This is a genomic window from Dawidia soli (assembly GCF_018598185.1).
GTDB classification, from domain to species: Bacteria; Bacteroidota; Bacteroidia; order Cytophagales; family Cyclobacteriaceae; genus Ohtaekwangia; species Ohtaekwangia soli.
In genome coordinates this window covers 103,764-122,033 of sequence record NZ_JAHESC010000016.1, presented here as the reverse complement: position 1 = coordinate 122,033, position 18,270 = coordinate 103,764, and the positions used below count along the sequence as shown (strand labels likewise).

Here is an 18,270-nt window from a genome sequence, read left to right as displayed (position 1 = left end):
GAATATTCAATATATAACCAATAGTCAATGAAGAATTAACCAATAGATATCCAATACTTATGTAGGTATTGAATATCTATTGGATATCCCTTATTACAGTACCACTGAAATATTCTATACACTGACGCCAGATTAGCCGTTTGGAAACTTCCGGCAGCCTCCAGACCGCCCGTGCCGAATCGGGCTGAAAACAAAAAAGCCGCCCCGGATTGCGGAGGCGGCTTTCAGCCCGGTGAGGGTTTTGTTATTATTTACGGCTGTAGTTCGGTGCTTCGCGGGTGATGCTCACATCGTGCGGATGGCTTTCCACCACACCGGCCGACGTGATCTTCACAAACCTGGCCTGTTTCATCTTCTCGATGTTCTTGGCACCGCAGTAGCCCATGCCGGCTTTCAGACCGCCGACGAGCTGGTACAATACTTCCGACACCAGGCCCTTGAACGGCACGCGGCCGGAGATGCCTTCGGGCACCAGCTTTTTGATGTCGTCTTCCACGTCCTGGAAGTAGCGGTCTTTCGAGCCGTCTTCCATTGCTTCCAGCGAGCCCATGCCGCGGTATGACTTGAACTTACGGCCTTCGTAGATGATCATTTCGCCCGGAGCTTCTTCGGTACCGGCCAGCAGGGAGCCGATCATCACGCTGTCGGCACCGCCGGCAATAGCCTTTACGATGTCGCCGGAGAAGCGGATGCCACCGTCGGCAATGACTTTGGTGTCGGAGCCTTTCAGGGCCTTTGAGGCTTCGTATACCGCGCTGAGCTGCGGCAGGCCCACACCGGCCACTACGCGGGTGGTACAGATGCTGCCGGGGCCTACACCTACCTTCACGGCGTCGGCACCTACTTTCGAGAGTGCCTTGGCGGCGTCGCCGGTAGCGATGTTACCGACGATGAGGTCGAGGTCGGGATATTTTTTCTTTACACGCTTGGCGGCTTCCATCACGCCTTTGGAGTGGCCATGGGCGGTGTCGATGCTGATCACGTCCACGCCGGCGGCTTTGAGCGCGTCGATGCGCTCGAGGATGTCCGGCGTCACGCCAACGGCGGCGCCTACACGCAGACGACCGAACTCGTCCTGGCACGCGGTGGGTTTGTTGCGTTTTTTCTGAATGTCCTTGAAGGTGATCAGGCCGGTGAGCTTGTTCTTTTTGTTGATGATCGGCAGCTTCTCGATCTTATACTTCTTGAGTATGCCTTCGGCCTTTTCGAGGGTGATACCTTCGGGGGCCGTGATGATGTTGTCTTTCGTCATGATGCGCTCTACGGGCACGGTCATGTCTTTCTGAAAGCGCAGGTCGCGGTTGGTGATGATCCCGACGAGCTGACCGTTGTCGTCCACGACGGGTATACCGCCGATCTTGAACTCGCGCATGATCTTCTCGGCATCTTGTACCGTAGAGTTGATGCCGAGGGTGACAGGGTCGAGAATGAGGCCGCTTTGCGAGCGTTTTACCTTGCGCACCTGTTCGGCTTGCAGGGCGATCTTCATGTTCTTGTGAATGAAACCAAGGCCGCCTTCGAGGGCGATGCCAATGGCCAGTTCCGCTTCCGTCACGGTATCCATAGCGGCCGAAACGATCGGAATGTTCAGCTTGATGTTCCGGGTCAGGTAGCTGGAGGTGTCTGTTTCGCGGGGAAGTACGTCTGAGTAGGCGGGCACCAGAAGCACGTCATCATAGGTGAGCGCTTCGAAAAGGAACTTAGAATTATCGAGTGGCATGGCAAATAATTTACGAGTCATTATTTGCCGGGCAAAGGTACACTTTAATACATAATTCGCCGTGATCGGCTGAATATTTCTTTCAAGGTATGGTACGGACGCTTATTTTATTCTGAAATTGGGTCGCCTGCTCTATTTTTGGCCGTCTAACCTATCGTTTATGAGAAGAATATTTTTTGTGCTTTGCTTAAATTTTTCCGTCGTGCTGGCTTTTGCACAGGTTCAAACGGGCAAAGCTTCCTTTTATGCCGACAAGTTTGACGGTGTGACAACCGCCAGCGGCGAGAAGTACCGGCACAACAAATTGACCGGTGCACACAAGACACTTCCCTTTGGTACGCGGGTGCGGGTGACGAACCTGGCCAACAACCAATCGGTGGAAGTGGTGATCAACGACCGCGGTCCGTGGGTAGAGGGCCGCATCATCGATGTGTCGCGGGCAGCGGCCGAGCAGCTTGGCTTTGTCAACAAAGGACTGGCCGAGGTAAAGCTCGAAGTGATCGACCCCGGCGATGGCAAGACCAGCGATCTGGGCCGGCCCATCGACAATGTGATGGTAGAGGAGAAAGAATTTTACAGCTTTGAAATTGAACGCCTGACCCCCAAGGGGTACGGCGTTCAAATCGGCACCTATCAGGAGTTGGTGAACCTTATGCGCCTGACAGAGAACCTCAAGAACTCGTATAAGAAGAAAGTGACCGTTCAGGTCAAAGTCATGAACGGTGTAAAATATTACGGCCTCATCCTGGGTAATTTTAACTCCCGGGCGAAAGCCGAACAATTCCGCGCAGATATCCTTCCGAAGTTCCCGGACGCGTTCATTGTGGAGTACAACCGCAAGTAAAACGCATCTCATACATCCTCTACCGACTGACTCGATAAATTTCATTTCAATAAAATAAGACCGTCCTTTGTGCGCACACGGGGCGGAGTATATTTTTTTTGTTTATGGAGATCATCGGGTATGTAGCATCGGTCGGTATCGGCCTTATCCTGGGCTTACTGGGCGGCGGCGGTTCGATCCTGTCGATCCCCATCCTGGTGTACCTGTTTCGCATGGACCCGGTCACGGCCTCGGCGTATTCACTGTTTATCGTGGGCATAACGAGCCTGGTAGGCGCCGTGCCGAAATACAAAGACCACCTGGTAAACCTGCGCACGGGCTTTTTGTTTGGCATACCGTCGGTGATCGGCATTTTCGCCACGCGCAAGTGGGTGGTGCCGGCGATACCCGATGTAATCTTTACCGCGGGGTCGTTTATGCTGAGCAAACGATTTTTGCTGCTGGGCATCTTCGCGGTGCTGATGATCCTGGCGTCGTTCACGATGATCCGCGACCGCAAGGAGATGGAGAACAACGAAGACAGGATCCGGCATTTTTTGGTGGTACTGGAAGGAACTTTGATCGGTTTTTTGACGGGACTGGTTGGCGCGGGAGGTGGTTTTTTGATTATTCCTGCATTAGTACTGTTAACAGGGTTGTCTTTTAAGACGGCGGTGGGCACATCGCTTTTTATTATCGCCATCAATTCGCTGACGGGCTTCCTGGGCGATGTGTTAAATTATACCATGGACTGGACCTTCCTGTTCTCGATCACGCTGCTGGCCGTGGGGGGCATTCTGGTGGGCAACCGTTTGGCGGGCGCATTCTCTTCGCGTCAGCTACGCAAGAGCTTTGGCTGGTTTGTGTTGCTCATGGGCTTTTATATTCTCACACGCGAGCTCGTCTTCACGGCATAGTCACCGTATTGGCGACAAGTCCATGCGGCTTCGGGAGCTGTTAAAAAAGCAATAAACTTTGGCGGTAATTCAGGAAACTGCATGTAAATTCTGTATAAAAAACAAGCGATTAGATAGGCATTAGAAAAGTGTTGCGAATGCGAGCTTTTGTATGGGAATTAAAAGGCGTGAGTCGAATTTATTTATCTTTGCAACCGTTTTAGTAACGGTTTTTCCGTAATCAGTAAAGACTTCTAAAAACTATTCTATGGCCTATATTGAACCGGCTCCATTGAAGGACAAAGAGAACCCCTTTGAAGCCATGATGTCGCGTTTCCATGTCGCCGCGCAGATCCTGGGACTGGAAGATGAAATCTACAACGTACTGAAGAACCCTGCCCGGCAGGTGATCGTGTCGCTGCCGGTAACGATGGACGATGGCAGCATTCGCGTGTTTGAAGGATACCGGGTCATTCACTCAACGATCCTGGGCCCTTCCAAAGGGGGGATTCGCTTTGACCCGCATGTAAACCTGGACGAAGTCAAGGCCCTGGCGGCCTGGATGAGCTGGAAATGTGCCGTGGTGGACATTCCCTATGGCGGCGCGAAAGGCGGCGTGACGTGTAATCCGCGCGAGATGTCGACCGGAGAGATCGAGCGCCTGATGCGGGCCTATACACAGGCCATGGCCGATGTGTTTGGCCCGGACCAGGATATCCCCGCTCCCGACATGGGTACCGGCCCGCGTGAGATGGCGTGGCTGATGGACCAGTACTCGCGTTACAAAGGCATGACCACACACGCGGTGGTAACGGGTAAGCCGCTCGTGATGGGTGGTTCACTGGGCCGTACGGAGGCTACCGGTCGCGGTGTGATGGTATCGGCCATGGCGGCGATGGAGAAATTAAAGATCAATCCTTACAAGGCTACGTGCGCCGTGCAGGGCTTTGGTAACGTAGGGTCGTGGGCGGCGCGTCTGCTGCACGAGCGCGGCCTGATCGTACAGGCGGTGAGCGACCTTTCGGGGGCTTACTTCAACGCACAGGGTATTGATATCGAGAAGGCCATTAAATACCGCGATGCCAACAAGGGCTCGCTGGAAGGATTTACCGGTGCCGAGAAGATCAGCAACGACGATCTGCTGACGCTGCCGGTAGACCTGCTGGTACCGGCGGCTACCGAAGACGTGATCACCAGCTCAAACGTGGTGGGCATCAAGGCCCGCCTGATCGTAGAAGGTGCCAACGGCCCGACCTCGTCAAAGGCCGACAACGTGATCAATGAAAAAGGCATTATGGTGGTGCCCGACATCCTGGCCAATGCGGGCGGGGTAACGGTGTCGTACTTCGAGTGGGTGCAAAACCGCCTGGGGTATAAGTGGACGGCCGATCGGGTAAACCGCCGCAGCGACCGGATCATGAAAGACGCCTTCAACAACGTCTACAAGACGTCGCAGGAATACAAAGTGCCCATGCGGATCGCGGCTTACATGGTGGCGATCGACAAAGTGGCCAAGACCTACAAATTCCGCGGTGGGTATTAATCGTGCCCCGAGGCGGTAATTGACCAAGAATCGCATATTTTTGCAGCAGCAAGCCTTCAGGGCTTGCTGCATTCTTTTTACAGGATGCCGGGAAACTGAACTAACCGATTTTAAAACTTTCGAACGACTATGACCATTCACCGCGAAGGCCGCCTTCTCTTGTTTGTACTGCTGATCCTGCTCTTTGGCTTGAATTGGGCCATTCTGTATTATTTCCCGCAGAACGTACTGGTGCAGAACAGCGTGATCTTTGTCAGCGTTATTTTCTACCTGCTGATCCTTCAGTTCTTCCGCAACCCGATCTTCGACATCACCAAAGGTGATAAGACCGTGCTGGCTCCGGCCGACGGCAAAGTAGTGGTGATCGAAGAGACCGAGGAGACCGAATACCTGAAGGGACGGCGCAAGCAGATCTCGATCTTCATGTCGCCGGTGAACGTGCACGTAAACCGCATGCCGGTGGGTGGCACGATCAGCTTTTATAAATATCACCCGGGCAAATACCTGGTGGCATGGCACCCCAAGTCGAGCACGGAGAACGAACGCACGACGGTGGTGGTGAAAACGAAGGACGGCGTAGAGGTTTTATTCCGTCAGATCGCCGGCGCGCTGGCAAGACGCATTAAATGTTACGTCACGGCCGGGCAGAAGCTGGAGCAAGGTCAGGAATTCGGCTTTATCAAATTCGGCTCGCGTGTAGATATCTATCTGCCCCTCGACGCGAAGGTAAAAGTCAACATCGGCGATATTACAAAAGGCGGGCGCACGGTTATCGCCGAGCTGGCCTGATAACGATACGTATATACCCGCGTGCGGGTAGACATGATAAAAGTCATGTATCCGGAACATCACAACAATGCGGCGAAAGCCGCATTTGTTTTTTACCGATAACCGTCGAACATACCCTAACTACTGTTGGTCGGGGTATGTATGTTTTTATGTTATTTTGAGAGATTACTACATACGTTGTTTCACCCGGGAATCGTTACCTTTATGAACTCTGACAATGCCTATTTTTACTTCACCTTGAATTTGGGCAACACAGTTCTCCTAACCAAGATACATGAAGACGACAACCCCCATTAAATTCTCCCCACGGCGAGGAGATTTTTTCACAACACTTAATCAGCGCGTAAACGAGCATTTTAAAAGCACCGGCACGGCGCGGCAGGCGAACACCGAGATGAAGATCAAAACCGTGTTTATGTTCGTGTTGTATTTCACGCCCTACTTCCTGATCCTGGGCGGCGCAGTGAGCCACCCCGTTGGCATGTTCGCGCTTTGCCTGATCATGGGAGCCGGCCTGGCGGGAATTGGTCTGTCGATCATGCACGACGCAAACCACGGTTCGTATTCCACCAAGTCGTGGGTAAACAATATGCTGGGTTACTCGCTGAACGTGGTGGGGGGGAATGCCTTCAACTGGAAAGTACAGCACAACGTACTGCACCACACCTATACCAACATACACGACGTAGACGAAGATATCAGTCCGCGTGGCGTGCTGCGCATGACACCGCACGGCGAGTGGAAAGTCATTCACCAGTTTCAGCATATATACTGCTGGTTCCTGTACGGGCTTATGACGCTGGTGTGGGTTTTTGTAAAAGATTTTGTGCGCCTGGTGCGTTATCAACGCGATGGACTGGTGAAGAAACAACGTGCGGACATCCGGACGGAGTGGACGGTGCTGATCGTTACGAAAGTGTTGTACTTCGGCTACATTCTGGTAATTCCCATGATGGTGCTTTCCATTACCTGGGGGCAGTGGCTGATCGGGTTCCTGGTGATGCACTATGTGGCGGGCTTTATCCTGGCCATCATTTTCCAGCCCGCGCACGTCATCGACGGCACCGAATACCCCATGCCCGATGAAGGCGGTAACATGGAAAGCAGCTGGGCCATCCACCAACTGCTGACGACGACAAACTTCGCGAATAAGAGCACCTGGTTCTCGTGGTATGTCGGCGGGTTGAACTTCCAGGTGGAACACCACCTGTTCCCCAACGTATGCCACGTGCACTACAGGAAGATCTCGAAGATCGTAGAGAATACCGCGGTAGAGTTTGGGATACCCTACAAATCAGAACCTACGTTCTGGGGCGCGCTGACAGGCCACGCGAAAATGCTGAAGGAGCTGGGCCGTCGCCCAGCGACCGTGCCGGTAGACGCGGCGGTAGTTCCGGTGGCACCGGCGATCGTGCCTTAACTAAAAGAACCGGATCCCGATCTTCGCTCCCCACCACATTTCCAGCAGCCTGTTGTCGCTGAAGGTGCGGCGGGAGAAGATCGACGGTTTATAGTCGGCGAAAAGCTCGGGATATTCGTAATCGGTGTCGGTGATGTTGCCGTTCAGGGTGGCACCCGCCACAAGACCAAGGCCTCGCGACAAGCGATATTCTACGCCGAGGTATAATTTATTGAGCATGTTGACACCGTCGAAGTTGTTACCCGCCACGACCCGGCTGGACGTAAGGTCGATGTTGAGGTACACGCGGTCGGAGAGGCGCGGAGCCGTACCGATACCGTAGCCAAACGTCCAGAAGGTTTCATCCTTTTCGAGCGTGTTGGGCCGCACGCCGGCGGTGATAATGTTATAGAACGCACGCACGCCGGTGCGGAAGGCCAGGTTGGTATAAAACACTTCGTCGCCCGAGATCTCCAGGGTATGATAACCGCCTTTGCCCGCGATGCTCAGCAAGCCAATGGGCACGCCGCCGACCTCTCCGGTGATGTTAAGCAGGCCCACCTGCACGCCTTTCATACGGCGGGCGCAGTTCACAATACCTACCTGGACGCCCTTCATGTTGCCACCGGCAACGTTCAGGATACTCCCTATTTGCACACCGCGCATGCTATCGGCCACTACGTTGATAACACCACCTATCTGGGTTCCTTTCATGTGGCCGCCGGCAAAGTTGGCCAGGCCGCCGATCTGTACGCCCTCGGCACGGCGCAGGGTAAAGTTTACCAGGCCGCTGACCTGTACGCCGGTCATGGAGTCGGTCACAAAATTGTAAAGCCCGGCCACTTGCAGGCTCCGGGCATTCCTGAATGAAAAATTAAAAAGTCCGGCGATGTGCGGACTTTGTTGTTTTCCTAGTGTGATGTTGGCTAGCCCTGCCAGCCTTGGGCCGAGCGCGTCCCGTCGCGAGAAGTTGACAAACCCTGCAATGCTGACGGCCTGCGCGGTATCCCACGTGAAGTTGACGAGCCCCGCGATCTGTACACCGTGTGTCGACGCGAGACTGGCGTTTGCCCAGCCGGCAATCTGCAGGCCGTCCGTCCGGCCGCCCACCGCGTTGATCAATCCGGCGATCTGTACGCCTTCCACGTCCCCCTGCACCGCGTTAAAAAGGCCACCGACTTCTAATTTTTGCATACCGAGCGAGTAGCCACCCAGTGCGTTGAGGGAATATTCATTGATGATGTTACCACTGAGCGCGTGGTTGGTGCCGACAAAGGGTACGAACGAAAACTGGAAGCGACGGTACATGGTGGTGTCGATGTTCTCCATGTTGATCGCTTGCCGCGTGGCCGTAAGCGTGGACATCCAGAAACGCTTCAGCTTGTTGCCGACGCTGTCGGCCATGACGTTGAGCCGCTCTTTGTTGATCTTCAGCGGAATGTTGAGCAGGCCGCGGTGGTCCGGCACGGCAACGAGCGTGTCGGTATAGTTTGCTTTGTTGACGGCCAGCCGTACACCCTCCACGGATGGTTTCGGGATCTCCAGCTGGAAGTAGCCATAGGCGTTGGTGACGGCAGACTGCAGGGTGATGGGATCGTATACGCTCACGTCGGGGAGTGCTTCGCCGGTAGCTTCGTCGATGATATACCCGCTTACCTGCCGGGTGTCGGTGAGCTTGGCCTGCACGGCGGTGATGATGATATACTTTCTGCGTTCGCGGTATTGTACGCCGCCGATAAAGATCTGGTCCAGCACCTGGCGTACGGTCTTTTTGGTGAACTGCTGGGTGACTCGCCGGCTGACATCGATCGTGGAGGGGCTATACGAAAACGTACAGCCGGCCTCTTGCCCCAACCGTTTTAAGACGTCGGCAATGGTTTCGTTCTGGCATTGCAGGGTGACGATGCGCTCCAGCAGGGGCGTCTTGGCATCGTCGGCCCACGCGGCCGTGATCAGCAGCCAGGCCCATAAAGTAATGCCGGCCTTACGGAGCGTCGCAGCCATGGCCCTCCAGGATCAGCGTGTTGTCGGCTTCGGTTACGGTGAGGTTAAGCGTGACAGCGATGACATCGGCAATTTCGTAGATGTCTTCGTCGTTGAACGATACGGTCAGGCGGCAGTTCTCGAGGTTTTTGCCGAGTACGATCTTCTGTTCGTATACCTCGTTGAGGATCGCGACGGCCTCCGACAGCAGGGTGCCGCTGAAGCTGAAGAACCGGGTCTTGTAGGCCAGGGCATTGCCTTCGGGCTTGTCGATGCTGAAGGTTTTGGTCGTGCGGTTATAAATACCTTTGCCGCCGGCCTGCAGGCGTACGCCGGAGTCGCCTTTGGTAAAGAATTCCACTTCGCCTTCCACCACGACCACCTCTACGGTATTGGACTCCTCGTAGGCGGTAACGTTAAACCGTGTACCGATGTCGCGGATAAAGACATTGCCGGCATCGACGATGAATTTTTTGGAGTCTTCGTGGTTGATGCTGAAGTAGGCTTCGCCTTTCAGTTTAACGGTGTGGGTGTCTTTTTTCTTGTCGTAGGCATATACCAGCTTGGTTTGTTTGTTCAGGTATACATCGCTGCCGTCGGGCAACGTATCTGCTACCGTTTGCCCCGCGGCCACGACGGTTACCGGGCGCATGGCCTCAGGGGTGTTGGTCATGCGGTACGCCAGGTAGCCTACGCCGAGCAGGATGAGCACGCTGGCGGCGATGCGCATGTACAGGTTGCGGTGCGGCGGGGTATGCAGCGGGCGTACATTGTCTTTTTCCGGCACGCTGGCAGCTGCCTTCTGGCTGTGCATTTTCTGCTGCAGGTTGTTCCAGGCAGCGTCGGTGTTGAAGGTCTGTAGCTCTTTGACGGCACATGCCTTGTCAAAGATCGTCCTGAACTGGTGCATATACCGCCCGTTGGCTTCGCTGGCATGCTCCCATGCCTGTATGCGGGCAGCCTCTTCCGCAGTCGCTTCTCCGGCAAGGTACTTGCCGATCAGCTCATCAATATCGTCTGTGGTATGTTGCACGGTGGTCAGTTGATAAATCCATGTATGAAAAGGATCAGCAGGGGCAGGTAATCTTTTAGCTGCTCGCGCATGATCCGCAGGGCTTTGCCCATCTGGTTCTCGACCGTTTTTATCGACAGCCCCAGTTGGTCGGCTATCTCGGCGTATTTTAACTCTTCAAAGCGGCTGAGCTTAAAGATCAGCCGGCACTGCTCGGGCAGTTGCTCCATGGCCTCGCAGATGCGCACTTCCAGCTCGGAGGCCATGACCGTGCGGCTAACGGACTCGACACTGCGCTCGGCTACGGCCAGCTCGCCTTCTACGTGGCGTTGTTTGATCTTTTCATGCTTGAGCAAATTGAGACAGGCGTTGCGCACCATGGCGTAGAGGTAAGGCTTTACCGCGGTGTGGATTTCGAGGGCCTCCCGCTTTTCCCAGACCGATAAGAAGGTGGATTGCACCACTTCTTCCGCTTCATCACGGTCCTGGATGAACGTGTACGCATAATTGCAAAGCGACTGGTAGTAGGTTCGGAACAGCATCTCAAAAGCAGTTGTGTCGCCGGTTTTCAGCGAGGTTGGGCTTATCTGTTCAGTAAATTCCACTGCTAAGGATCGTTTCGATGATTCATTAAACAGCGAAATTTACGGTTTTAAGCCTTTGGGGATAAGACAATTCACAAAAGTTTTACCCCCACGCCACCCGAAGAAAAAAATTACATCAGCTCGCCGACCCAAAACGGGTGGCCAGCGTGAATGCGTACGATGCCATCGTGTGGCGCCTGGTAGCTGTTTTCGATGGTTTCGCGGTCGTTTATCGTGAGGGGCTGGCCGTCTGCCGGGCGGAAGTAGAGCCGGCTGCCGGCGGGCAGCCATTTTTCGAAATGTGTTGACAACGACCACCTTGCGTCGGATCCCAGCAGGGTGATCTGTAGTTGTGGAAAATCGGAGGCGCGGCGGAACAAGGCCTCGGTGGGCGTGGCCAGGATGTTCACCATGGCATGGCGGGTGGTGGCCACATGTTGCAGGGCGCGGGCGATGGGGTCTTCCCCGGGATGGTGGGGTAAGATGACGAACGGCATCTGCTCGAGCAGTTGAAGCTCGATGTCGGTGGCATGGGCGGCAAGGCAGACGACGGCATCGATCTTGATGCCCCAGGCCCGGACATGGTCCAGGGCCTCCTCGGTGACGATCACCAGGGGTACCCATTCCAACAGCGGCTCAGCCTGTTGCAATGATGCGGCGCCGGCGATGAGCAACGCCGGCTCCTGACCTTCCCGTACGAAATGATGTGACGACATAATCGGTGTAAAGTAAACACCACAGGCTAAATTATTATCGTGCCTGTATCTGAAATGAATTTAATTAAATTGCGCATTAATCAAGAACGTATGCTATCAGCCCGTCAGTGCTATGAAGTTTTCCGCCGAAGTATTGCAGATTATCATCGGACCGATGACGTCGACACGCCGGTGAAGAATCCGTATTCTTCCGGTACATTCGAAGCCCTGTTATATGCCAAGAACTGGATCGACACGGTGCAATGGCACCTGGAGGATATCATCCGCCTGCCCGCGATCAACCCCGTGGAGGCCGTGGCGCTGAAGCGCCGCATCGACAAGTCCAACCAGGACCGTACCGACATGGTGGAGCAGATCGACGACCAGTTCGTAGCCGAGTTCGGCGGCGTAACGCCCCAGCCAGGCGCACGCATCAACTCCGAGACACCGGCCTGGCTGCTGGACCGCATGAGCATTTTGATGCTCAAGATCTATCACATGCGCCAGCAGACCGAGCGGACCGACGCGAGTGCCGACCACATTGCCCGGTGCCAGACCAAGCTGGCGGTGTTGCTCGAACAGGAGAACGATATGGCATTGGCGTTTGATGAGCTGATCGAAGATATAGGCCGGGGCACACGGCGGTTCAAAGTATACCGTCAGATGAAGATGTACAATGATGCATCGCTCAACCCCGTATTGTACGCGCAGAAAAAATAAACGACCTCGTTGAAAAAGATCCTGATTCTCCGTTTTTCGGCCATGGGCGATGTCGCGTTGCTGGTACCGGTGGTACGATCGGTGACAGCGGCGTATCCCGACATGGAGGTGACGGTGGTGACGCGCCCGAAGTTTTGCACACTGTTCCTGGACATGGAGCGGGTGCAGGTCTTTCCGGCCGACGTGGATTATACCTACACGGGGGTGCTGGGCATACGCGATCTGTTCGGCAAGCTGTTGCGCAAAGGCCCGTACGACGTGGTGATCGATATGCACGATCATATCCGTACCATGATGCTGCGCACCTTGTTCCGCATATTCGGTACGCGGGTGGTGGTATTTGACAAAGGCCGCCCCGAGAAAAAAGCATTTACACGCCGGGAGAATAAAGTCACCACGCCGCTGCCGCACACGGTAGACCGCTACCGGCAGGCGTTTGAGAAGGCGGGCTTCCCGTTCGCGATCGCAGCGCCGCCGTATGTCGCGCTGAGCGAATCGATCCAGACGGCCTCGGGTTGGTTTGCCTATAAAAAACATATGGACGGTGTGAAGTGGGTGGGCCTTGCGCCCTTCGCCATGCACAAGTCGAAGATCTGGCCATTGGAAAATTACCCGTTGCTGATCGAGGAGGTGAGCAAACAGACGGGCGTGAAGTTCTTTTTGTTCGGTGGCGGTGACAAAGAAATAAAATACTTCGAGTCGCTCAAGAAACAATTTCCGGACAAGTGCGAAGTCATTGCCGGGCAGCTCAAGCTGCGGCAGGAGATCGCGCTGATGCGGCACCTGGACCTGATGCTGTGCGTGGATTCATCTAACATGCACCTGGCGGCATTATCCGGCATACCGTTGTTATCGATCTGGGGAGGTACCGATCCCGACGTGGGCTTTGGCCCGTATGGTTATGACGTCAAAAATATAATTCAGATACCCCGCGAAGAATTACCCTGCCGGCCGTGTTCGGTCTATGGCGTGGAGAAATGCTTGCGCGGCGATTTCGCTTGCCTGACGCGGATCACCCCGGCCGCCGTTTCGGAAAGATTATTGACCTTGCTCCGTTAACCCTGAGCGCTATCCGACATCCCTTATTTTTTCATGACGACTATAGATACGATCATCTTTGACCTGGGCGGCGTGCTCATCGATTGGAATCCGCGCTACCTGTATCGTAAAATTTTCAAGACGGAAGAAGAGATCACCTGGTTCTTCGAAAACATCTGCACACTGGATTGGAACGATCAGCAGGATGCCGGCCGTTCTTTTGCCGAAGCAACGGAGGAGCTGGTGTTACAATACCCTGAGCACGAAGTGCCGATACGTGCCTGGTACGGCCGCTGGCAAGAAACTATTACAGGCTCCATTCCCGACACGGTTTCCATTCTGCGTCAGCTGAAGGAGCAGCAGCGTCACCGCCTGTATGCGTTGACCAACTGGTCGGCCGAGTCGTTTCCGTGGGCGCTGGAGAACTTTGACTTTCTTCATTGGTTCGAAGGCATTGTGGTATCGGGCACGGAGAAAACGCGTAAGCCTTTTCCGGATATTTACCAGATCTTATTCAATCGCTATAACGTAGACCCGGCCCGGGCTCTGTTCATCGACGACAACTACAAGAACATTGTAGGTGCGCGGGCGGTGGGCTTGCAGGCTATTCACTTTCAATCGCCGGCCGAGCTTCGTCGGGCGCTGGCGGAGCTGGGCGTTGCATTGTGAGCGCGTGCGTGCGAAGAAGAACGTGTTCGCGTCGTTTTTTCCTACCTTTGCGGAATAGTGGACGCCGTGTTGCCGATTCAACGTTATACCGATTTTATCAAAGCAGAAGCTGCCCGGTTAGGCTTCAGCTTCTGTGGTATTGCCAAGGCGGAGTTCCTGGCAGAGGAGGCGCCGCGGCTTGAAGCCTGGCTGAAGAAGGGTTACCAGGGCAAGATGAGCTACCTGGAAAATCACTTTGACAAACGCCTGGACCCGACGCTGCTGGTACCGGGTGCGAAGTCGGTCGTAAGCCTGTTGTATAATTATTATCCCAAGCAGGATCTGGCGACGGAGGGTGGACTGAAGATCGCCAAATATGCCTACGGTGAAGACTATCACTTTGTCATCAAGGATAAGCTGAAGACGTTTGTCGACCGCATTCAGGAGGAGGTGGGCGAGGTGCAGGGGCGTGCCTTTGTCGACTCGGCGCCGGTGATGGAGCGGGCGTGGGCGCAGCGCGCGGGTTTGGGCTGGGTGGGAAAGAACAGCCTGCTGTTAAATCGCCAGATGGGGAGCTTCTTTTTCCTGGCGGAGCTGATCATTGACCTGGAACTGGTATACGACGGGCCCGTGAAAGACTACTGCGGCACATGCACGGCATGCATGGATGCATGCCCGACGGATGCTATTCCGCAGCCTTTTGTGGTCGACGGCAGCAAGTGTATATCGTATTTCACCATCGAGCTGAAAGAACAGATCCCTGCCGAGGTGCAAGGCAAGTTTGAGAACTGGATCTTTGGGTGTGACATCTGCCAGGATGTGTGCCCCTGGAACCGCTTTGCCAAGCCGCACAACGAAGCGAGCTTTGAGCCACACGGCGATCTAGCAAAACTTTCTGCGGAAGAGTGGAAGGAGATCACGACGGATGTCTTTCAGAAGCTCTTTCGTCATTCGGCCGTGAAGCGGGCCAAGCTGGAAGGACTGCAGCGCAACATCAGGTTTGTGTTGCCGTCGGAGGAGCAGAAATGAAAAAGCCCCTGCTCTCTAAGCAGGGGCCCTTTGATCTTTTGTTGGGTTAAAAAGATGCGTAAGGTGATAGATGTTTAAGCGACGACGAAGCACCGGTTCAGGATGGCTTCGTATTCACCGGAAAACCTGGCATAGCACCAGTTTCTGAGTTCATTCAATTCATCGGCAATAACCATTTTTATTGCCTTTCGTAGCTCTTTCTCGAAAAGAAGAGCGTCAAAACTCACTTTTGTGAGAATAGTTTTGACATAATTCAGCATGGCAAATGTTTCAGTTGAAAAAATTTAATCCTAACAATCGTTAAGTTAGCAAAATAAACTATTAAATAAAAGAAGATTGCCCAACTTTCGTTGAACTACCGTAAAGCAGGGTGATTTCGGCGCCAGGACCCGATACAAAGGGGTTACCCGGGAGGATTTCACGTTGTTTTACAGACCTCATGTTTGCGTTTAACGTATTTTTGTAACGATGAGTTTTGAAATCGATTTCACTATGCGACGTGTTTTTTCCTTCCGGATGTTTTTGCTGGTCCTGCTTACCGGTGGGGCATTTGTTGCCCAGGCGCAGACCGTCACCCTGGGGCCTGACGCTATCGGCGAGAATCAGGCCTGGACGATCACCGTTACGGTGCAAAACGACCGGTTAAAAAACTATGACAACTTCCCCGAGATCCCCGGGTTTCGCAAGCGGGGCACGTCCACACAATCCTCTACCAATATCATCAACGGCCAGATCTCGTCATCGTCCAGTGTGATCATGACGTACGCGCCCACCAAACAAGGCGTCGTGACCATCCCTTCTTTTACCATGAAGGTGAACGACAAGCCCGTGCAGGTGGCCGGCAAGAAAGTAAAAGTAGGGCCACCGGTGCAGCAGCAACAAACGCGTGACCCCTTCCGCAGTTTCTTTGAAGGTGACGAGGGCGGCGGAGAGGCTGAATTTGTGGATGTAAAAGAAGACGCCTTCCTTGCTCTGACAACCAGCAAAGATGCGGTATATGTAGGCGAAGGTTTTAATACCACCATCTCGTTCTTTGTCGCGGAAGATAACCGCGCGCCGCTGCAGTTCTATGAGCTGGGCCGGCAACTGTCGGAGATCCTCAAGAAGATCAAGCCGACCAACTGCTGGGAGGAGAACTTCAACATAGAAAACATCGAAGCAGAGAGTGTGACGATCAACGGCAAGGGATATTCGCAGTACAAAATATACCAGGCCACGTTGTATCCGCTCAATGCCGAGCCTGTTGTATTTCCTGCGTTTGACCTGGAGATGATCAAATACAAAGTGGCCAAGAACCCTTCGTTCTTTGGCCAGAACCGGAAAGAGGATTTTAAATCCTTCCGCACGAAGCCCAAGCGTGTAGCGGTAAAAGAACTGCCGCCGCATCCGCTGCGCGACGTCGTCGCCGTGGGTGATTATCGCCTGGATGAACGCAGCCGCAATACCAACCTGGAGACCGGTGCCAGTGGTGTTTATGAATTTAACGTTTATGGAGAGGGTAACATCTCGGCGATTGAAAAACCGCTTGTGAAGAAAGACGCGAACTTTGAGTTTTATGAACCAAACGTCCGTCAGGATATCAACCGGCAGAAGAACCGCGTGACGGGTAACAAATCGTTCAGCTACTTTATGATCCCCAAGGAACCGGGGAAATACAACATGAAGGATTATTTCACGTGGGTATTCTTTAATCCCGCTAAGCAGCGTTACGACAGTTTGCGGCCCAAGCTGGTGTTTACGGTGACGGGCGAGAGCAAGAAGAACGAAGCGATCCAGGCAAACGATCTGGGCAGCTTTTACGACAAGATCGACGCGGCCGACAACAGCTTACACACGATTGCCGACGACCGTTGGCAGAAGTGGGTCTTTAACGCGTTCATTGTTGTTACACTCGGGGCGGCGGCCTTTATCATTTTCCGGAAGTAATCCGCTATCTTCGACCCCGCATGAGCAATTCGTACGGAACCCTTTTTAAAATCTCCACCTTTGGCGAGTCGCACGGCCCTGCCATCGGCGTGGTCATCGACGGCTGCCCCGCGGGGCTGACACTGGACGAGGCCTTTATTCAGGCAGAGCTGGACCGCCGCAAGCCGGGCCAGTCCAAGATCACGACACAGCGCAAGGAAGACGACACATTCAAAATTCTAAGCGGTGTATTCGAGGGCAAGACCACGGGCACGCCACTGGCCATCGTGATCGAGAACCAGGACCAGCGCAGCAAGGACTATAGCCACATCGCCGAAACGTTCCGGCCTTCACATGCCGATTATACCTATGAGGCCAAGTACGGCATACGCGACTACCGCGGCGGTGGCCGCAGCTCTGCGCGCGAAACGGCAGCCCGCGTAGCCGCCGGTGCAGTAGCCAAGCTGTTGCTGCAGCGCCTGGGCGTAACGATACAGGCGTATGTGTCGCAGGTGGGCGATATCAAAGCTCCGCACTATACAGGCCTTGACCTGAGCAAAACCGAAGACAATATCGTACGGTGTCCTGACCCAGCCGTAGCCGAGCAGATGATCGCCCTGATCGACCAGGTACGCCACGATCGCGACACGATCGGTGGCCTGGTGACGTGTGTCATTCAAAATACGCCCGTGGGCCTGGGCGAGCCGGTGTTTGATAAACTTCATGCCGAGCTGGGCAAAGCGATGCTGAGCATCAACGCGGTGAAGGGCTTTGAATATGGCAGCGGCTTTGAGGGCATACGCCTGCGTGGCTCGGAACACAACGACGAGTTTTATACCGAGGGTGGCCGGGTGAGAACCCGTACGAACCATTCGGGTGGTATACAGGGAGGGATCTCCAACGGTGAGGATATTTACTTTAACGTGGCCTTCAAGCCAGTGGCGACGATCATGCAGGACCAGGCTTCGGTCGACAAACATGGCAACGAAGCGACCGTGAGCGGCAAAGGCCGTCACGATCCCTGTGTGGTGCCCCGCGCGGTGCCGATCGTAGAGGCTATGGCGGCGTTGGTGCTGGCCGATTTCCTGTTGCGGAACAACGCTGTGCGGAGTATATAGTGTAGACTTTTTTCAGCAATAACGTCTTTCTATACCGGTACGGACGGATGTGCCCTGGCGTATGCCAGGGCATATCTTTTTCAGGGACGTGAATAAACTTACAAATCCCATGAAAACACTTGCCATCATTCTGATTGTTATTGGCGGCATCATGACAGTCTTTACCGGCTTTACGCTGATCACGAAAAAAGAGGTGGCCGACATCGGCCCGCTGGAAATCAACAAAGAAGAGAAGACGCCGATCTATTGGTCGCCGATCACAGGCGGCATTTTGCTGGCAGCAGGCATTATCGCTTTTGTTGCGAGTCGTCGTACAGCATAAAACTGCGTGTGAGCGCGAGAGCGAAGCGAACCTAATACTTCGCTCT

17 protein-coding genes are annotated in these 18,270 nt (G+C 54.2%); 12 read left to right on the top strand and 5 right to left on the bottom strand.

All coding sequences use genetic code 11. From position 1 onward, the window contains the following. Positions 1–247: 247 nt before the first annotated feature. Complete coding sequence (gene guaB, locus KK078_RS12865) at positions 248–1,720, bottom strand: IMP dehydrogenase (RefSeq protein ID WP_254090682.1); 1,473 nt, start codon at positions 1,718–1,720, stop codon at positions 248–250. A 160-nt stretch (positions 1,721–1,880) separates the two neighbouring features. On the opposite strand from guaB, the gene KK078_RS12860 reads away from it, so the two are divergent. The 5 genes from KK078_RS12860 (at position 1,881) to KK078_RS12840 (ending at position 7,191) form a co-directional block, all read left to right on the top strand. Next, the gene (locus KK078_RS12860) at positions 1,881–2,564 is read left to right on the top strand and encodes a septal ring lytic transglycosylase RlpA family protein (RefSeq protein ID WP_254090681.1); all 684 of its coding nucleotides are present in this window, start codon (positions 1,881–1,883) and stop codon (positions 2,562–2,564) included. A 104-nt stretch (positions 2,565–2,668) separates the two neighbouring features. Next, positions 2,669–3,460: a sulfite exporter TauE/SafE family protein gene (locus KK078_RS12855; protein WP_254090680.1), complete on the top strand. Its 792-nt coding sequence runs from the start codon at positions 2,669–2,671 to the stop codon at positions 3,458–3,460. Positions 3,461–3,707: 247 nt separating this feature from the next. After that, positions 3,708–4,982 carry a Glu/Leu/Phe/Val family dehydrogenase gene (locus KK078_RS12850; RefSeq protein ID WP_254090679.1) on the top strand — a complete coding sequence of 425 codons (1,275 nt, stop codon included), beginning with the start codon at positions 3,708–3,710 and terminating at the stop codon, positions 4,980–4,982. Between the two features lie 129 nt (positions 4,983–5,111). Next, the gene (locus tag KK078_RS12845) at positions 5,112–5,771 is read left to right on the top strand and encodes a phosphatidylserine decarboxylase family protein (RefSeq protein ID WP_254090678.1); all 660 of its coding nucleotides are present in this window, start codon (positions 5,112–5,114) and stop codon (positions 5,769–5,771) included. Between the two features lie 274 nt (positions 5,772–6,045). After that, positions 6,046–7,191, top strand: a complete 1,146-nt coding sequence (locus tag KK078_RS12840; RefSeq protein ID WP_254090677.1) for a fatty acid desaturase family protein — start codon at positions 6,046–6,048, stop codon at positions 7,189–7,191. Here the strand turns inward: KK078_RS12840 and KK078_RS12835 are convergent, their stop codons facing one another. From KK078_RS12835 to KK078_RS12820, 4 genes are all read right to left on the bottom strand, one after another. Continuing rightward, entirely contained in the window at positions 7,192–9,174 is a 1,983-nt protein-coding gene (locus tag KK078_RS12835; RefSeq protein ID WP_254090676.1) for an STN and carboxypeptidase regulatory-like domain-containing protein, read from the bottom strand. It lies immediately after the preceding gene. Next, on the bottom strand, positions 9,155–10,186 hold the full coding sequence (locus tag KK078_RS30660) for a FecR family protein (RefSeq protein WP_254090675.1): 1,032 nt from the start codon (positions 10,184–10,186) through the stop codon (positions 9,155–9,157). Before KK078_RS30660 ends, KK078_RS12835 begins: the two co-directional genes overlap by 20 nt. Before the next feature lie 5 nt (positions 10,187–10,191). Next, entirely contained in the window at positions 10,192–10,770 is a 579-nt protein-coding gene (locus KK078_RS12825; protein ID WP_254090674.1) for an RNA polymerase sigma-70 factor, read from the bottom strand. Between the two features lie 110 nt (positions 10,771–10,880). Then, entirely contained in the window at positions 10,881–11,465 is a 585-nt protein-coding gene (locus tag KK078_RS12820) for a hypothetical protein (RefSeq protein WP_254090673.1), read from the bottom strand. 90 nt (positions 11,466–11,555) lie between these two features. Between KK078_RS12820 and KK078_RS12815 the strand changes: the two genes are divergently transcribed. The 7 genes from KK078_RS12815 (at position 11,556) to KK078_RS12780 (ending at position 18,224) form a co-directional block, all read left to right on the top strand. Next, positions 11,556–12,164 carry a DUF4254 domain-containing protein gene (locus KK078_RS12815; RefSeq protein ID WP_254090672.1) on the top strand — a complete coding sequence of 203 codons (609 nt, stop codon included), beginning with the start codon at positions 11,556–11,558 and terminating at the stop codon, positions 12,162–12,164. Between the two features lie 9 nt (positions 12,165–12,173). Beyond that, positions 12,174–13,223, top strand: coding sequence for a glycosyltransferase family 9 protein (locus KK078_RS12810; RefSeq protein WP_254090671.1), 1,050 nt, complete (start codon positions 12,174–12,176; stop codon positions 13,221–13,223). A gap of 33 nt (positions 13,224–13,256) precedes the next feature. After that, the gene (locus KK078_RS12805; protein WP_254090670.1) at positions 13,257–13,871 is read left to right on the top strand and encodes an HAD family hydrolase; all 615 of its coding nucleotides are present in this window, start codon (positions 13,257–13,259) and stop codon (positions 13,869–13,871) included. A 69-nt stretch (positions 13,872–13,940) separates the two neighbouring features. Further along, positions 13,941–14,879, top strand: a complete 939-nt coding sequence (queG, locus tag KK078_RS12800) for a tRNA epoxyqueuosine(34) reductase QueG (protein ID WP_262898673.1) — start codon at positions 13,941–13,943, stop codon at positions 14,877–14,879. Positions 14,880–15,371: 492 nt separating this feature from the next. Beyond that, the gene (locus KK078_RS12790) at positions 15,372–16,805 is read left to right on the top strand and encodes a BatD family protein (RefSeq protein ID WP_254090667.1); all 1,434 of its coding nucleotides are present in this window, start codon (positions 15,372–15,374) and stop codon (positions 16,803–16,805) included. Positions 16,806–16,825: 20 nt separating this feature from the next. Next, complete coding sequence (aroC, locus tag KK078_RS12785) at positions 16,826–17,902, top strand: chorismate synthase (protein WP_254090666.1); 1,077 nt, start codon at positions 16,826–16,828, stop codon at positions 17,900–17,902. Between the two features lie 109 nt (positions 17,903–18,011). Then, a complete protein-coding gene (locus KK078_RS12780; RefSeq protein ID WP_254090665.1) occupies positions 18,012–18,224 on the top strand; it encodes a hypothetical protein in 213 nt (70 codons plus the stop codon). The last annotated feature ends 46 nt before the right edge of the window (positions 18,225–18,270 follow it).

Excerpts from the sequence above, each read along its gene's own strand:
- guaB (WP_254090682.1), bottom strand. The coding sequence starts at position 1,720 with ATGCCACTCGATAATTCTAAGTTCCTTTTCGAAGCGCTCACCTATGAT.
- KK078_RS12860 (WP_254090681.1), top strand. The coding sequence starts at position 1,881 with ATGAGAAGAATATTTTTTGTGCTTTGCTTAAATTTTTCCGTCGTGCTG.
- KK078_RS12855 (WP_254090680.1), top strand. The coding sequence starts at position 2,669 with ATGGAGATCATCGGGTATGTAGCATCGGTCGGTATCGGCCTTATCCTG.
- KK078_RS12850 (WP_254090679.1), top strand. The coding sequence starts at position 3,708 with ATGGCCTATATTGAACCGGCTCCATTGAAGGACAAAGAGAACCCCTTT.
- KK078_RS12845 (WP_254090678.1), top strand. The coding sequence starts at position 5,112 with ATGACCATTCACCGCGAAGGCCGCCTTCTCTTGTTTGTACTGCTGATC.
- KK078_RS12840 (WP_254090677.1), top strand. The coding sequence starts at position 6,046 with ATGAAGACGACAACCCCCATTAAATTCTCCCCACGGCGAGGAGATTTT.
- KK078_RS12835 (WP_254090676.1), bottom strand. The coding sequence starts at position 9,174 with ATGGCTGCGACGCTCCGTAAGGCCGGCATTACTTTATGGGCCTGGCTG.
- KK078_RS12820 (WP_254090673.1), bottom strand. The coding sequence starts at position 11,465 with ATGTCGTCACATCATTTCGTACGGGAAGGTCAGGAGCCGGCGTTGCTC.
- KK078_RS12815 (WP_254090672.1), top strand. The coding sequence starts at position 11,556 with ATGCTATCAGCCCGTCAGTGCTATGAAGTTTTCCGCCGAAGTATTGCA.
- KK078_RS12805 (WP_254090670.1), top strand. The coding sequence starts at position 13,257 with ATGACGACTATAGATACGATCATCTTTGACCTGGGCGGCGTGCTCATC.
- KK078_RS12790 (WP_254090667.1), top strand. The coding sequence starts at position 15,372 with ATGCGACGTGTTTTTTCCTTCCGGATGTTTTTGCTGGTCCTGCTTACC.
- aroC (WP_254090666.1), top strand. The coding sequence starts at position 16,826 with ATGAGCAATTCGTACGGAACCCTTTTTAAAATCTCCACCTTTGGCGAG.
- KK078_RS12780 (WP_254090665.1), top strand. The coding sequence starts at position 18,012 with ATGAAAACACTTGCCATCATTCTGATTGTTATTGGCGGCATCATGACA.